General features: G+C 54.7%; 15 protein-coding genes. 6 read left to right on the top strand and 9 right to left on the bottom strand.

What is annotated here, in order from left to right:
- Positions 1 to 30: 30 nt before the first annotated feature.
- Positions 31 to 489, bottom strand: coding sequence for a dUTP diphosphatase (gene dut, locus IBT46_RS22610; protein WP_172606646.1), 459 nt, complete (start codon positions 487 to 489; stop codon positions 31 to 33).
- Positions 467 to 1,681 carry a bifunctional phosphopantothenoylcysteine decarboxylase/phosphopantothenate--cysteine ligase CoaBC gene (gene coaBC / locus IBT46_RS22605; protein WP_200547493.1) on the bottom strand — a complete coding sequence of 405 codons (1,215 nt, stop codon included), beginning with the start codon at positions 1,679 to 1,681 and terminating at the stop codon, positions 467 to 469. Before coaBC ends, dut begins: the two co-directional genes overlap by 23 nt.
- Positions 1,682 to 1,875: 194 nt before the next feature.
- Between coaBC and radC the strand changes: the two genes are divergently transcribed.
- From radC to mutM, 4 genes are all read left to right on the top strand, one after another.
- Positions 1,876 to 2,547 (top strand): DNA repair protein RadC, encoded by a 672-nt coding sequence (gene radC / locus IBT46_RS22600; protein ID WP_200547492.1) that lies wholly within the window; start codon positions 1,876 to 1,878, stop codon positions 2,545 to 2,547.
- Positions 2,548 to 2,843: 296 nt separating this feature from the next.
- On the top strand, positions 2,844 to 3,080 hold the full coding sequence (gene rpmB / locus IBT46_RS22595) for a 50S ribosomal protein L28 (protein ID WP_105594435.1): 237 nt from the start codon (positions 2,844 to 2,846) through the stop codon (positions 3,078 to 3,080).
- Positions 3,081 to 3,096: 16 nt separating this feature from the next.
- On the top strand, positions 3,097 to 3,264 hold the full coding sequence (gene rpmG, locus IBT46_RS22590) for a 50S ribosomal protein L33 (RefSeq protein ID WP_001051798.1): 168 nt from the start codon (positions 3,097 to 3,099) through the stop codon (positions 3,262 to 3,264).
- Between the two features lie 103 nt (positions 3,265 to 3,367).
- Positions 3,368 to 4,177 carry a bifunctional DNA-formamidopyrimidine glycosylase/DNA-(apurinic or apyrimidinic site) lyase gene (mutM, locus tag IBT46_RS22585; protein WP_200547491.1) on the top strand — a complete coding sequence of 270 codons (810 nt, stop codon included), beginning with the start codon at positions 3,368 to 3,370 and terminating at the stop codon, positions 4,175 to 4,177.
- A 2-nt stretch (positions 4,178 to 4,179) separates the two neighbouring features.
- On the opposite strand, the gene coaD is transcribed toward mutM, so the two are convergent.
- The 4 genes from coaD to IBT46_RS22565 all read right to left on the bottom strand — a co-directional run bounded on the left by coaD (position 4,180) and on the right by IBT46_RS22565 (position 7,861).
- Complete coding sequence (coaD, locus tag IBT46_RS22580; RefSeq protein WP_200547490.1) at positions 4,180 to 4,656, bottom strand: pantetheine-phosphate adenylyltransferase; 477 nt, start codon at positions 4,654 to 4,656, stop codon at positions 4,180 to 4,182.
- Positions 4,653 to 5,429, bottom strand: a complete 777-nt coding sequence (locus tag IBT46_RS22575) for a glycosyltransferase family 2 protein (RefSeq protein WP_105594438.1) — start codon at positions 5,427 to 5,429, stop codon at positions 4,653 to 4,655. The genes coaD and IBT46_RS22575 overlap by 4 nt, the downstream gene beginning before the upstream one ends.
- Positions 5,430 to 6,704 (bottom strand): lipid IV(A) 3-deoxy-D-manno-octulosonic acid transferase, encoded by a 1,275-nt coding sequence (gene waaA / locus IBT46_RS22570; protein ID WP_105594439.1) that lies wholly within the window; start codon positions 6,702 to 6,704, stop codon positions 5,430 to 5,432.
- Between the two features lie 155 nt (positions 6,705 to 6,859).
- Entirely contained in the window at positions 6,860 to 7,861 is a 1,002-nt protein-coding gene (locus IBT46_RS22565; RefSeq protein ID WP_200547489.1) for a glycosyltransferase, read from the bottom strand.
- Positions 7,862 to 8,152: 291 nt separating this feature from the next.
- On the opposite strand from IBT46_RS22565, the gene IBT46_RS22560 reads away from it, so the two are divergent.
- Positions 8,153 to 9,169: a glycosyltransferase family 9 protein gene (locus tag IBT46_RS22560; protein ID WP_200547488.1), complete on the top strand. Its 1,017-nt coding sequence runs from the start codon at positions 8,153 to 8,155 to the stop codon at positions 9,167 to 9,169.
- Here the strand turns inward: IBT46_RS22560 and IBT46_RS22555 are convergent.
- Genes IBT46_RS22555 through rfaQ form a run of 3 tightly spaced genes read right to left on the bottom strand, consistent with a single transcriptional unit; the run spans position 9,158 to position 12,465 of the window.
- Positions 9,158 to 10,267: a glycosyltransferase gene (locus IBT46_RS22555; protein WP_200547487.1), complete on the bottom strand. Its 1,110-nt coding sequence runs from the start codon at positions 10,265 to 10,267 to the stop codon at positions 9,158 to 9,160. The two genes, IBT46_RS22560 and IBT46_RS22555, sit on opposite strands and share 12 nt — an antisense overlap.
- A gap of 3 nt (positions 10,268 to 10,270) precedes the next feature.
- Positions 10,271 to 11,398: a glycosyltransferase family 4 protein gene (locus tag IBT46_RS22550; RefSeq protein ID WP_200547486.1), complete on the bottom strand. Its 1,128-nt coding sequence runs from the start codon at positions 11,396 to 11,398 to the stop codon at positions 10,271 to 10,273.
- Entirely contained in the window at positions 11,395 to 12,465 is a 1,071-nt protein-coding gene (gene rfaQ / locus IBT46_RS22545; RefSeq protein WP_200547485.1) for a putative lipopolysaccharide heptosyltransferase III, read from the bottom strand. Before rfaQ ends, IBT46_RS22550 begins: the two co-directional genes overlap by 4 nt.
- A 161-nt stretch (positions 12,466 to 12,626) precedes the next feature.
- Here rfaQ and IBT46_RS22540 point away from each other — a divergent pair, with 161 nt between their 5' ends.
- On the top strand, positions 12,627 to 13,583 hold the full coding sequence (locus IBT46_RS22540; RefSeq protein WP_105594445.1) for a polysaccharide deacetylase family protein: 957 nt from the start codon (positions 12,627 to 12,629) through the stop codon (positions 13,581 to 13,583).
- The last annotated feature ends 1 nt before the right edge of the window (position 13,584 follow it).

Below are 13,584 nucleotides of genomic sequence, written 5' to 3'. Positions count from 1 at the left end.
CGGGTTTCGTTTTACGGGAGTGGTGGTGAGTTACTGGCGACCAGAATGGCCAAAACCGCCTTCACCACGCACGCTGGTGTCAAAATCATTGACCAGATTGAACTCAGCCTGCACCACAGGAACAAAGACCATCTGAGCAATACGCTCGCCGGGTTCGATAGTAAATGCGTCCTGGCCGCGGTTCCAGACAGAAACCATCAGCTGTCCCTGGTAGTCAGAATCAATCAGGCCAACCAGGTTGCCCAGCACCACGCCATGTTTATGCCCGAGGCCGGAACGCGGCAGAATAACGGCAGCCAGCGTCGGGTCGGCAATATGGATAGCTAACCCCGTTGGCACCAGCGTAGTCTGGCCCGGCTGCAGATCAACTGCGCCGTCCAGGCATGCGCGCAGATCAAGCCCGGCAGATCCAGAGGTCGCGTAGGTCGGTAGAGGGAATTCGTTGCCGACACGCGGATCTAAAATCTTAACGTCGATTTTTTTCATCATAATGGATGACTATCTCGTCTAGTAACTGTTGGCCAAGGAGAGACTTATCGCTGAGCGGTAAGACTTTATCTCCTTCCTGCCAAAAAAGGTGAAGAGCATTGGAATCGCTATTGAAACCCTGCCCGGCTTTGGCAACATTATTGGCGCAGATCAAGTCCAGATTCTTGCGCGCCCGTTTTTGTTGTGCGTATTCTTCCACATTCTGGGTTTCAGCAGCAAATCCTACCACGTAGGGGCGCCCCTCGGCTAAAGCCGCCACGCCGGCGACAATATCAGGGTTTTTCACCATTTTCAGGGTAATTTCATCACCCTGCTTTTTGATTTTTTCTTCGGCAACCGCTGCGGCGCGATAATCAGCCACCGCTGCACAGCCGATGAAAATATGCTGCTTCGCCACCTGTTCCATCACGGCGTGCTGCATCTCAAGTGCCGTCGTGACGTCGATGCGTTTGACCCATGGCGGGGTTGGCAATTCAACAGGACCCGCTACCAGCGTGACGCTGGCCCCGCGTTTGGCTGCGGCTGCGGCGATGGCAAACCCCATTTTACCGGAGCTGTGGTTACTGATGAAGCGCACCGGGTCCAGTGCTTCGCGAGTTGGGCCCGCGGTGATCATAATATGAAGATGTTGCAGGTCATTGACAGGTGTGGCCCAGCTAACAGCCAGATCAACAATCGCTAATGGGTCAAGCATGCGTCCCGGCCCAACGTCACCGCAGGCCTGGCTGCCGCTGTCAGGACCCCAGATCATCACACCACGCTGTGCCAGCTGCTGGATGTTATGCTGGGTGGGTAACGCGCGATACATCTGCTGGTTCATGGCCGGCACAATCGCAACGGGAGCCGCCGTTGCCAGACAAATAGTGGTGACGAGATCGTTAGCCATTCCGGCATTAACGCGTGCGATAAGATCGGCAGTCGCCGGTGCCAGAATCACCAGATCTGCCCATTTCCCCAGTTCGATATGGCCCATCGCCGCTTCGGCAGCCGGATCGAGCAAATCATCCGATACCGGGAAACCGGAAACGGCCTGTAAGCTAAGTGGGGTGATAAAAGCTTTCGCAGCATCCGTCATCACCACGCGGACTTCTGCTCCGCGATCGCGGAGCCTGCGGACCAGCTCTGGCGTTTTATAGGCGGCAATACCGCCGCTGACGCCCAGAACAATCCGCTTTCCCGATAATCCCATCATCTGCCTTTCGCCTTCTGTTGAGCCTGCCCGGTAACTTTGTACCGCAATGCTGGATATTTTATCACATTCGATCGGGCTGGTTATTTTTCACCTGGGTCCCTTTGCGATCTGCCTCGTAAAGCCAGCGGTTAGTGATAGAAAACTACTGTATATAATGACATGATTTTGCGTATTCAGGCAAGGAGACGCAGAAGATGGAAAATAAGTGGCAGGGGCTACCCCCGCGTGAAAAGTTGATCAAATTTGGAGCGGCAACATTGAGTGACTGTGAGCTGCTGGCCATTTTTTTGCGGACCGGCACGCGCGGAGTACATGTGATGGAATTGTCGCAGCGCTTAATCGATCATTTTGGGTCGCTGTATCGACTGATGAATGCCAGTAAGGAGGAATTTCAGGCGGTAGGGGGGATAGGTCTCGCTAAATATGCGCAGATTCATGCCGTCGCTCAGCTGGCGAGGCGCTGTTTTACCTGTCAGGAAGCGCTGAAGAGCCATGCCGTGACAAGCTCTGAGCAAATGCTGGATTTTTTACACAGTTCGCTTGCTCATCGGGAGCGCGAGATCTTTCAGGTGATCTTTTTTGATAACCAGCACCGGGTTATCCATACCTGCGAGATGTTCAGCGGTACCATCAACAGCGTGGAAGTCCATCCGCGGGAAATTGTCCGCGAAGCCTTAAAGCACAATGCGGCGGCACTGATTTTGGCTCACAATCATCCCTCCGGGCTGGCAAAACCAAGCCGCGCCGATCGTGATATTACTCAGCAAATCGTCCGTGCCTGCTCGTTGCTTAACATTCGTGTGCTTGACCATATCGTGATTGGGCGAGGTGAATATGTTTCTTTTGCCGAACTGGGGTGGATGTGAAAAATCGCCTTTTACTGCCTTCAATCACGAATGTCGGGCCGTTCAGCGTACAAAAACAGGCTGTTTCACATGCAATTAAGACGGTTACAGGCGATCCAGAGGGATCTTTATCTGTTCGGGACTTGAGCACTCGCGCTACAGGGCGTATACTACGCCACCTTTGAGAATCTCGGGTTTGGCGTTTGGGCCTGCTCAGCGGGTTCACATAGAACTCGCCTGGATAGGCTATTAGTCTGACGAGGCGGCCAAAACCTTATTTTTAAAGCTCGAGCTGATTTGATTTTTGGAGAATAGACATGTCACGAGTCTGCCAAGTAACTGGCAAGCGTCCGGTGACGGGTAACAACCGTTCCCACGCAATGAACGCGACGAAACGCCGTTTCCTGCCGAACCTGCACTCTCACCGTTTTTGGGTTGAGGGCGAAAAGCGCTTCGTTACACTACGCGTATCTGCCAAAGGCATGCGTGTAATCGATAAAAAGGGTATTGAGACGGTTCTGGCCGATCTGCGTACCCGCGGTGAGAAGTACTAAGGTAAGGAACTGAAACATGGCTAAAGGTATTCGTGAGAAGATCAAGCTGGTTTCTTCTGCTGGTACAGGTCACTTCTATACCACCACGAAGAACAAACGTACTAAGCCGGAAAAACTGGAACTGAAGAAATTCGATCCGGTTGTCCGCCAGCACGTGATCTACAAAGAAGCTAAGATTAAGTAATTAATCTCAGTTGAAAAACCCGGCTCCGGCCGGGTTTTTTTGTTTCTGAGTTTTGTATTAGAGTACTGCGTCATTATGTTGATATGCCAACGGGAGCGGGAAGATGCCAGAATTACCAGAAGTAGAAACCAGCCGACGCGGAATTGAGCCACATCTGGTCGGCGCAACGATTCTGCACGCCGTGGTGCGTAATTCCCGCCTGCGCTGGCCCGTCTCACACGAAATACATGCTCTCAGCGATCAGCCTGTGCTCAGCGTGCAGCGGCGTGCCAAATATCTGCTGCTGGAACTGCCGACCGGATGGATTATCATCCACCTGGGCATGTCCGGCAGCCTGCGAATGCTTCCGCACGAACTGCCGCCGGCGAAGCATGACCACGTTGACCTGGTCATGAGTAACGGTAAGGTGCTGCGCTATACCGATCCGCGTCGCTTTGGTGCCTGGCTATGGTGTACCGATCTTGCAGCCAGTTCGGTTCTCTCCCATCTCGGTCCTGAACCGCTGGAAGACAGTTTTAACGGTGCATATCTGTTTGCGAAATCGCGCGGTAAGCGCACGGCGATCAAACCGTGGCTGATGGACAACAAGCTGGTAGTGGGGATGGGCAACATCTACGCCAGTGAATCTCTGTTCGTTGCCGGTATCCATCCCGATCGTCCTGCCATGGCGCTCAATGAGTCTGAAGCAGACCTGCTGGTGGCCACCATCAAGGCCGTGCTGCTGCGTTCAATCGAACAGGGTGGTACTACGCTGCGGGATTTTCTGCAGAGCGACGGGAAGCCCGGCTACTTTGCTCAGGAGCTACAGGTGTATGGGCGGGCGGGAGAACCGTGCCGCGCGTGCGGCACGCCGATAGAAAGCAGTAAACACGCTCAGAGAAGCACCTTCTTCTGTCCGCGCTGCCAGAAATAGACTCAGAGCTTCGCCTGCAGGGCCAGATACACCGGTGCCGGCAGGAAGGCTTTTACCTCACCGCCGTGGCGTGCGACTTCCTTCATCAAGGATGATGAGATAAACGAGTACTCTTCAGAAGGCATCAGGAAGACACTTTCCAGCGTTGGCAGTAGATGGCGGTTCATATGCGCTAGCTGCAGCTCATATTCGAAGTCAGATACCGCCCGCAGCCCTCGTACCAGCACGTTGGCCTGCTGCGCTTTGGCGAAGTTTGCCATTAAATCGCTGAAGCCGATCACTTCCACATTACCCAGATGTGCCGTCACTTCTGTGGCCAGCGCCACGCGCTCTTCCAGCGTGAACATGGGCTTTTTACTGGGGCTGGCCGCTACTGCCAGAACGATATGGTCAAACATCAGTGCGGCGCGCGTCACGATATCCAGATGACCATTGGTCATTGGGTCGAAGGTGCCGGGGTAGATGGCTTTGGTGCTCATAGTCTGCCGTTCCTGGATGCGTGATTGAGAGCCCACAGGGCCGTATATTTATTAAACGTGTACTGTGCATTAACCACGGCCAGTAGCCATCCCTGCTTGCCGTCCAGAAAACCGGCGCGCAGCACCAGCGTTTTCAGGAAGGCACCTGCGGTGTGGCCGAAAATTGCCGCAATACCGCAGCGTTTACCCTGCTGGTGGCGCTGTTTTGCCCAGGCTTCTGCATAGGCGAACTGTTTCCACTGAAAATCGGAAAAATCACGGCAGGTCAGATGCAGGAGGTCTCCTTGAAGAGGCCGGACTTTTGCCTGTTCGGTTTCCAGTGATTCATGAACCTGATTATCGTTGTAGCGATAGCTGCGCGGATAAAGCCGTGTGACACGATCGGGATACCAGCCGCTATGACGCATAAAGCGACCAAGGAACAGATTACGCCGGGCAATACTGTACACCGTCTCTGAGGCGGGTTGTTCAAGTACCAGCTCAATGCTGCGGCGCAGTTCTGGCGTCACGCGTTCGTCAGTATCGATCATCAAGATCATTGCGTGGCTGGCATAGCTCTGCGCCAGCTGGCGCTGTTTGCCATAGCCGTGCCATTCCGTGGAGTGGAAGACGCGCGCCCCGTGACGTTCAGCGATTTCTGCTGTGCCGTCGCGACTGCCGGAGTCGAGCAGAATAATTTCATCCGCCCAACTGACCGAAGTCAGACATTCCGGCAGGAGTTCCGCCGCATCTTTCGCAATCAGGACAACCGACAGCTGCTGGCGAGTGTTCATTTAGTGATTCCGCTGTGGCAGGTGAGGCTCCAGGAGATGGAGCAGACGCTGGAGTGCGCCCTGATTCTGATGCAGAACATCAACCGCATGACGACCGTAATAGAGACGATAGTCCTCGTCGGTCAGCAGCGTACCAATCTCTTTATCCAGTGAATCGGCATCGGTCACGGTGATCAGACCGTCAGCCTGCTGCAGGCGGGAGCAAATATCTTTAAAGTTAAAGGTATGTGGCCCCATCAGAACCGGAATGGCATGAGCCGCAGGCTCCAGCGGGTTATGACCGCCGCGCTCAACCAGGCTGCCGCCCACAAACGCCAGATCGGCAATTCCGTATAGCAGCATCAGTTCTCCCATGGTATCGCCGATGACTACCTGCGTGCTGCCGGAGGGGATTTCTCCGCTGCTGCGCAACGTGTAGCTCATCCCAGCCTTCTGCGTCAGGTTACGCGCGGTGTCGAAGCGCTCCGGGTGGCGCGGTACCAGGATCAATAACAGCGTCGGGAAACGGGCAAGCAGTTTGCGGTGCGCCTCCAGAATAATGCTCTCTTCGCCTTCATGGGTGCTGGTGGCTATCCATACCGGGCGGTGCGGTGCCCACTGGCGTCGCAGCGTCACGGCGCGAGCAGCCAGCTCAGGGGTCACGGAAATATCAAACTTCAGGCTGCCGGTCACCGCCAGATGCGAACGTTTTAGCCCAAGGCCGATAAAGCGTTCACCGTCTTCCTGGTTTTGCGCGGCGATTAGGGTAATTTTTTGCAGCAGCTGCTTCATAAACTTGGCGATCTTCTGATAGCCCTTCGCCGAGCGTTCGGACAGACGGGCGTTGGCGATCACCAGTGGAATTTTACGCGCGTGCAGCAGCGAGATCATGTTCGGCCAGAGCTCGGTTTCCATAATGATAACCAGTCGGGGATTGACAGTATCAAGGAAGCGGTTCATTGCGCCGGGTAAATCATAGGGCAGATAGACATGATGAACGTCTTTACCAAACGCTGAGCTGGCGCGTTCGGAACCCGTTGGTGTCATAGTCGTTACGACGATCGGCAGATCGGGATAGCGATGGCGTAGCGCACGAACAAGCGGTATGGCGGCCAGGGTTTCACCGACAGAAACCGAATGCAGCAAGATCCCATCAGGTTTTACTTTACCTTTGCAGAAACCATAGCGTTCAGCCCATCGCAGACGATAGGCAGGCGCTTTCCGCCCGCGTAGCCAGAGACGGAGCCAGATGAAGGGCTGAATGAGATACAGTAAAACGGTATAAATGGTAATCATCACATTGTTTTTTCAGGTGAAAAGAGACTTATGCCCAGAGATTGCCAAAAAAAGGAATAATAGGGCATGTTATCAGATAAGTGATGCTGTCTCACAGTACTTCATTATTGGGCTACTGTACCTGATGATGGCGGCGTTAAATACCGCAGTGTGTCTTATTCACTCACTCGGTGGGAGTGATAGAGATAAAACAGGCGCATCTGCCATACCAGCAGTTTATACCACTGAGTAATACCGCGTGCGTTCCGCATCATACGCTGAGGTGTTCGGGTTCGCATGAGGTCGTGAATCATTGTGCGGCGGGCCTCGGCATCCGTTTCGCGGCGAATAGCATGACAGACGCTGAGTGCCTCGCGGGTAATTTGTGCATGAAAGGAACGATAGACGGGTATCCGATGCTGATAGCGGCGATTCATATCGTCCAGCAAAGCGCAGATGCGAAGATAATGGCGCTGGTATCGGACATTTTGCCGACCCTGGCGGCGGCGGTGGCTAATCGATTCGGTATGAATTCTGTAACGGTAGAGTGGGGCATCGCTATAGCGCACTCTTCGCGCGTTAAACATGAATTCGGTCGTCCACGGTATGTCCTGATGATGAAGGCCGGGGATAAAGCGCAGCCTGCATTCATGAATCAGCGAAAGACGATAAACCCCCAGCCAGACAACATGCAGATAGCGGCGGGTTTTCAGCGCCTGGTTGAGCCAGTCTGCACCGGACATGATGGACGTTGACTGTAATCGGTCAAAAGGAATCAGCGGGCTGCTGTGATCATTGTGAGCATTAATACGCAGAGCATTACACTGCGCGGCGTCAAGGTCATCCGCTAATACAATTTCCATCAGGGTCTGATACATCTGCGGTTCCAGAATATCGTCCGCATCGGGAAAGGTAACATACTGCCCACGGGCCTCCCGCAGACCGGCATTCCTGGCCCGTGATACGCCGCTGTTTGCCTGATGGATCACGCGAATATGTGCCACACGGCCGGCATATTCATCGGCTGATTCCCCGGAGCCGTCGGTTGAGCCATCATCAACAATGATTATTTCCAGCTGTTGGAAAGTTTGTGCCAGCAGCGATTCCATAAAGGGCTTAAAAAAACGACCGGCGTTGTACAGTGGAACGATCACCGTGAGCAGGGGTGGGAGTTGCATAGAAGAGTCCATTCTCTAAGTATTTTCTTATTACACTAATTTTCATAGTGTTAGTCGTTATTATGGCAAGGCGGGAATTCTTTTTTTGACGATACATGTGTAATTTAATATTACGTGCTGTCTGAGCTGTTAGCGGGCGAACGATCGGATACCGCAAGTGTGTTTCAACAGACGCACTTTTTTATGCTCTCGACGGATTGAGATGTTTTGAAAACTGGTTGAAGAGGGGCTGGGATCTACTCTTTGGCATCGGTGAAAAGATTGGGCGAGAACCGTCGCCTGAAAAGTACAATGAAAAACATTTTGATTATCCGCCGTGACAATATTGGCGATCTGGTGTGTACCACGCCGCTGATTGAAGGGGTCAAATCTGCCTGGCCCGATGCCAATGTCTATTTACTGATCAACACCGTCAGCCAGGACGTGGTCAAAAATAATCCGCATATTGAAAACACCTTTATTTACCGTAAAGCCAAGCACCGTAAGAAAAATGAGAGCAAGTTTGGCGTGTATCTCGATCGTCTGAAAATTTTCATGCGGCTGCGCCGCATCCGCTTTGATGCTGCGATCCTGGCGAACCCGAATCCCTGCGTATACAGCCTTCGGCTGGCGAAAATGGCGGGTGTAAAGCATATCATCGGTGCCGATACCGGCGACCGGGCGATAAGCGTTCCTTTCCGAGCCGCAGATTTTATTGGTGAGCACCAGGTGGAGCGTACCTTTAGCTATCTCTCGGCCATCAGCGACAAAAAGCTGACGATTCCCCCGGTGCGGATCTGGCTGAGCGAGCAGGAGCGCCAGCAGGCCGCCCGCCGTTTTGCCGAGCGAAGCTATAACGACGGTCCGGTTCTGGCTGTGCATATCAGTAGCCGCAGCCCTAAACGCCGCTGGCCGCTGGAGCGCTACGTTGAGATCATCCAGCGCCACCTGGCGACCGGTAACGGCAGTGCGGTCATCTTCTGGTCCCCGCAGGGCACGCTGGCGCCTGATGATGTCGGCGATGAACATCGTGCTGAGCAGGTTCTGGCTGCCTGTGACAGTGAGCGAGTTTCTCTTTATCCCACCGCGTCGGTACGCGAGCTGGTGGCGGCTTTTGAACACTGCGAGCGCCTGCTGTGCAGCGACGGAGGCCAGATGCATCTGGCCTCGGCAATGAATAAAAAGCAGGTGGTGCTGTTTGGTGACACGGATAGCAAGGTCTGGCATCCGTGGTCAGGCGACTACCGGATTATGCAGACGCCATCCGGTGAGTGCGCAGATGTCAGCGTCGATGAGGTCTGGCAGCAGCTACAAAGCTTAGCGGATTGATTTCTCCTGAAGCGCCAGATACTGACGGCAAACGGGTTCTAAATCATATTCAGCGAGCTTTTGGCTATCGATGAACGGTGGCGACTGCCAGGTCGCCGCTATCTTCGCGGCCAGTGAATCGGCAGTTAACTCTGCCAGCGCATCCTTCATGCCCATACGTTCGAGAATTTCCGCTGGGCCACCCGGGCAGCGCGTGCTGACCACCGGGGTGCCGCACAGCAGGGCTTCCACCAGCACATTACCAAAACCTTCACTGTCTGAACTCAGTACCAGCATTCGGGCATGCTTAATCAGCGGGTAAGGATTAGCCTGGAAACCGGCAAAAACCACCCGGTCATCAATACCCAAACGAATGGCCAGATCCTTCGTCTTCGCGAGCTGGTCTTCGCTGCCGGTTCCTGCCAGCACCAGTTTGGCCGGAATACCCGATGCAGCAAAGGCTTCCAGCAGGCGGTCATGGCGCTTGTGCGGATGAAAACGCCCGACGTGAACGATATAAGGCACGCCCGCGACGGATAAAGGTTCTGCTGCCTGCTGCAGAATACTTTCAATATCAAAAGGATTATTGATAACCGCCAGCCGCGATGGCGAGATCGCCAGCTGTTGGGTCAAATCCTCTCCCACCGCGCGGGAGACCGCGACGATATTTTTGCCCTGATAAACACGGGCGATCTTACGCAGTTTCAGCCAGCGGCTGAACCCGCTGCGATGACCCAGGTAAGAGGTAGAGAGAATACCGTGAATGCAGTACCACAGCTTCTGCGGCGGAATGGCTTTACAGCGCGATACAATCCGGTCGGTTTTATGCAGATTGGAGAAGATTAAATCATAGCTGCCGCGATGCGATTCGCTGACTGCAATGGCATCATCCAGCGCGGCGGCGCGGCGCGACAGCTCGGTCAGCTTGCGCCAGGGAGCTTTGCTCGGGCGTTCTACGATCTGATAATCAATCCCGTCCGGGATAGCGTAATTGCACACGTTACGCAGCGAGAACAGGCTGACATTGTGGCCCATCTTCTGCATCCCTTCGCACAGCGTCAGTACCACTTTTTCTGCACCGCCGCCCGGCAGGCCGTCAATAATCATCAAAATACGCATTGGTTAGTCCAGAATCTGTTGATAAAGCGATACAAGCTGCTGTGACAGCCGCTGTGGCGTGGAAGCCATCACTTGTTCACGGGCCGCCAGCGCCATGCTGCTGTCGGTCGCACAAGCGGGAAGGGCCATCACCGCATCGCGCAGCGCAGTGATATCCAGCGCATCGCATACATAGCCATTGTGTCCCTGCTGAATGAACTCCGCGCCGCCGCAGGTGGTCGAGGTGATCACCGGCAGACCGCAGGCCATTGCCTCGAGGATAACGTTGGGGAAGGGATCGTACAGCGTGGGCAGCAACAGCCCATCGGCGGCCTGATACCACGGCAGCGTATCCGATTGCATCCCAACGAAGCGGATACGATCGGCACAGCCCAGCGTAGTCGCCAGTGCTCTGTACTGTTTCTCTGCTTTATCTTTGCCGACGACCAGCAGGTAGCGATCGGTACTGGCTACTGCGCGTATTGCCGCCGCCAGCCCTTTACGCTCGAAGCCGGAGCCAACATAAATCAGCACGCTGGCATCCAGCGGCAGCGCGATTTTCTGCCGGATAGCCGCCCGTGTCGCCATCTCCGCCGGTACGAACTGGGCAATATTAATGGCGTTGTAGATGACATGGATTTTGTCACCGGCAACGCCAAATCGCTGGATGATTTCCTGCTTTACCATCTCTGCATTGCAGATGACGGCTTTCAGCTCCGGAGCTTCATACATCGCTTTTTCGGCCGCCATCACGTAGCGGTGATAACGATTCGCCAGCAATAGTTTATGTCGCCAGCCCGGCATTAGCCGGCCGCGCAGCTCAAGCCAGCGCTGATGAACACCGTCGCCGGCACGGTAGATATCGCATCCGGCAATGCGCTCGTGGCTCTGAACGATATCGAAGTTTTCACGCTGCCACAGCGCCCGGGCGGCGTCGGCAAACCCTCGCTCGCGGCTGATGCGGCCCCATTTTGTCGGATTACAGATATGCAGGTGCCAGTTGGGCTGGCGCTGACCCTGCCATTCACGGGTAATCACATTGAGGTCCAGTGACTGCTGGTCCAGCGCTTCCAGCGCGCGGGCGATAAAACGCTCTGCGCCGCCATCGGGTCGGTATTTCTGCCGTACGATCGCCAGTCTGATGGGTTTCATGCTAAAAGCCTCCGTGCTGCTGCCAGGACATCGTCAACGGGGATGGCATCCAGATAGCGTTCGCTGGTGCGGGTATCGACGCTGTCCGGGTCCGGCAGGGGAGCGTAGTCTCCAGCCCAGATGATTTCGCCTTTAACTTGCCACGGGCGCCAGAAAACCAGCTTTGAGGGGCCAAACAGCGCGACGGTTGGCGTTTGAAGTGCCGCAGCCATGTGCATCGGAACGGAATCTACGCCGATAAACAGCTGCGCACCGTCAATCAGCGCGGCAAGCTGGGTCAGCGTCAGCTTCCCGGCCAGAGAGAGAACGCCTTCCCGCGAGCTCAGTCGATCAATAATTCCTTCGACCATCGCTATTTCTTTGCCGTCAGGACCGGAGGTCAGTACGACTTTTCGGCCATCATCCAGCAGCCCCTGAAGCGTGGCAGCAAATTTCTCCTCGCTCCAGCATTTGAAGAACCAGCGGGAGGTCGGTTGAACCACGATATAATCTTCCGGACCGGCAAGCTCGCGAACGATCTGACGATCTGCGTCAGAGTAGTGCATGGCGACGTTATCCCGGTACTCAGGAAGCCGCAAAGGGGCCAGCAGCGACAGATTCTGCTCAACGGTATGCAGGGAATTATGGTCTGCAGTGGAAACTAACTGCGTATGGCACTGACGCCACAGCCTTCCCTGACGCTTGGGGAAATCAAACCCCAGACGCACACGTGCGCCGGTGAAGCGGGTAATAATCGCACTGCGCCACTGATCGGCCAGATTCAGCACCATATCGTAATGCTGTTTTCTCAGCGTGCTCATCAGCCGCCATTCCTGGCTAATCTGGAAGCGCACACCCTGTTTTTTCCAGCTGCGATCGATGGCATAAATCTGGTGGATATCAGGATGGCAGCTGAGCATGGTTCGGGTTTCCTCAAAAAGCAGCACATCTATCTGAGCATCAGGAAAGGCGGCTTTTAATGAGTGAATGACCGGCGTAGTCAGCAGCATATCGCCATGGTGGCGAAATTTGATCACCAGGATACGTGATACCGGGTGAGGGATGTGGGACAGATCCAGAGATTCCATGCTTTATCGCTGTTCAATAAACCAGTCGTTGATTCTAAAGCAGTCACCAGGGCGTGGCTAGCCTCGCCTCCCGCTAACGCCGGGATGAGCGGAATTACCTTTGCGCTTTGCTGGCCCGCTACGTAACATAGCCGCAGGTAATTGAGCTGACAGGAAAGAATATGGGTAAGCCCGCGTTTATCATCACCATCGATACCGAAGGCGATAATCTTTGGCAGAATCACGATCGGATCACTACCGAAAACACCCGGTTTTTGCCCCGTTTCCAGCAGCTTTGTGAGAAGTACGCTTTTAAACCGACATGGCTGACGAATTATGAAATGGCGGTCGATCCGGCCTACGTTGAATTTGCCCGCGACGTGATTGCCCGCGATACCGGGGAAATCGGCATGCACCTGCACGCGTGGAATAACCCCCCCATACAGGACCTCACCGGCGACGACTGGCGGCACAAACCCTATCTGATTGAATACCCTGAAGCGCTCATCCGCGAGAAAGTCGGCTACATCACCCGGCTGCTGGAAGACACTCTGCAGACTAAAATGCGCAGCCACCGTGCCGGACGCTGGGCGTTTAACGAATTTTATGCCCGTTTGCTGATTGAGCTGGGCTATCAGGTGGATTGCTCGGTCACGCCGCGCGTGAACTGGCAGTTTTCGCCGGGTGCACCGCAGGGCAACGGCGGCACCAATTACCAGCATTTCCCCGATCGTGCTTATTTTATCGATCCGCAGGATATTTCCCGGGCGGGTGATTCCCCGCTGCTGGAAGTGCCGATGAGTATTCAGTACAAGCATTCAGCGTTGATGAACGGCGTTAAGCAGGGCTGGGATCGGCTGCGCGGCAAGCGTCGCAGCCCGTCTGTCCACTGGCTGCGGCCGATGCGCGGTAATCTTCAACAGATGATCGGCGTGGCGGAAAAAACGCTGGCCGCTGGCAGCGACTATGTGGAGTTTATGCTGCATTCGTCGGAGTTTATGCCCGGCGGCAGCCCGACGTTCAAAACCGCCGCGGATATCGACGCGTTGTATGACGATTTGGAGCAGCTGTTCAGCTGGTTGCAGTCGCGTACGACGGGGTTAACTTTATCAGAATATTACCAGAGTAAAGTGGGTTGAG

This window comes from Erwinia sp. S38, assembly GCF_016624545.1.
In the GTDB taxonomy this organism is placed as follows: domain Bacteria; phylum Pseudomonadota; class Gammaproteobacteria; order Enterobacterales; family Enterobacteriaceae; genus Erwinia; species Erwinia coffeiphila.
This window is presented reverse-complemented; position numbering and strand designations above follow the sequence as displayed.

What these genes read in the sequence shown, in the direction of transcription:
- dut (WP_172606646.1), bottom strand. Translation starts at nt 489, where the DNA reads ATGATGAAAAAAATCGACGTTAAGATTTTAGATCCGCGTGTCGGCAAC.
- coaBC (WP_200547493.1), bottom strand. Translation starts at nt 1,681, where the DNA reads ATGATGGGATTATCGGGAAAGCGGATTGTTCTGGGCGTCAGCGGCGGT.
- radC (WP_200547492.1), top strand. Translation starts at nt 1,876, where the DNA reads ATGGAAAATAAGTGGCAGGGGCTACCCCCGCGTGAAAAGTTGATCAAA.
- rpmB (WP_105594435.1), top strand. Translation starts at nt 2,844, where the DNA reads ATGTCACGAGTCTGCCAAGTAACTGGCAAGCGTCCGGTGACGGGTAAC.
- rpmG (WP_001051798.1), top strand. Translation starts at nt 3,097, where the DNA reads ATGGCTAAAGGTATTCGTGAGAAGATCAAGCTGGTTTCTTCTGCTGGT.
- mutM (WP_200547491.1), top strand. Translation starts at nt 3,368, where the DNA reads ATGCCAGAATTACCAGAAGTAGAAACCAGCCGACGCGGAATTGAGCCA.
- coaD (WP_200547490.1), bottom strand. Translation starts at nt 4,656, where the DNA reads ATGAGCACCAAAGCCATCTACCCCGGCACCTTCGACCCAATGACCAAT.
- IBT46_RS22575 (WP_105594438.1), bottom strand. Translation starts at nt 5,429, where the DNA reads ATGAACACTCGCCAGCAGCTGTCGGTTGTCCTGATTGCGAAAGATGCG.
- waaA (WP_105594439.1), bottom strand. Translation starts at nt 6,704, where the DNA reads ATGATTACCATTTATACCGTTTTACTGTATCTCATTCAGCCCTTCATC.
- IBT46_RS22565 (WP_200547489.1), bottom strand. Translation starts at nt 7,861, where the DNA reads ATGCAACTCCCACCCCTGCTCACGGTGATCGTTCCACTGTACAACGCC.
- IBT46_RS22560 (WP_200547488.1), top strand. Translation starts at nt 8,153, where the DNA reads ATGAAAAACATTTTGATTATCCGCCGTGACAATATTGGCGATCTGGTG.
- IBT46_RS22555 (WP_200547487.1), bottom strand. Translation starts at nt 10,267, where the DNA reads ATGCGTATTTTGATGATTATTGACGGCCTGCCGGGCGGCGGTGCAGAA.
- IBT46_RS22550 (WP_200547486.1), bottom strand. Translation starts at nt 11,398, where the DNA reads ATGAAACCCATCAGACTGGCGATCGTACGGCAGAAATACCGACCCGAT.
- rfaQ (WP_200547485.1), bottom strand. Translation starts at nt 12,465, where the DNA reads ATGGAATCTCTGGATCTGTCCCACATCCCTCACCCGGTATCACGTATC.
- IBT46_RS22540 (WP_105594445.1), top strand. Translation starts at nt 12,627, where the DNA reads ATGGGTAAGCCCGCGTTTATCATCACCATCGATACCGAAGGCGATAAT.